Genomic DNA, 436 nt, shown 5'->3' on the forward strand with positions numbered 1-436 from the left:
GCGAGTTTCTCCGCGACCAGCAGGCGGGCTTCTACGCCGAGGCCGCGGCGGCGGGAACGGCTGAGGGGGCCGCCGGGGCCGGGGCGCTGGAGCTGTGGGAGCGCACCCGTATGGAGCGCGAGGCCACGTACATGGCCGAGAGCCGGGAGGCGAGCGGCGGCTGGCAGCGGGACTCCTGCGACCTGGACGGCGGTGGCTACGACCGGATCGCGCTGGCCATCATGCGGGCCATCGCCCGCGACGAGCGCGCCACGCTGATCCTCAACGTCCGCAACCGCACCGCGGTCCCCGGTCTGGACGCGGACGCCGTGGTGGAGGTCCCCTGCCTGGTCGACGCGGGCGGGGCGCGCCCGCTGGCCGCCGGGCCCGTGGCGCCGGACCAACTCGGGCTGATGCTCACCCTCAAGGCCGTGGAACGTGCCACGATCGCCGCGGC

The 436-nt window shown here is 75.9% G+C and carries 1 protein-coding gene; it reads left to right on the forward strand.

Features of this window, described 5'->3' with window-relative positions; translation table 11 throughout:
* Positions 1-436, forward strand: a 436-nt coding sequence (locus CCN51_RS58370; RefSeq protein WP_483883464.1) for a family 4 glycosyl hydrolase, incomplete at both ends; no start/stop codon positions are given.

The organism is Streptomyces milbemycinicus (assembly GCF_002154605.1).
Classification (GTDB): domain Bacteria; phylum Actinomycetota; class Actinomycetes; order Streptomycetales; family Streptomycetaceae; genus Streptomyces; species Streptomyces milbemycinicus.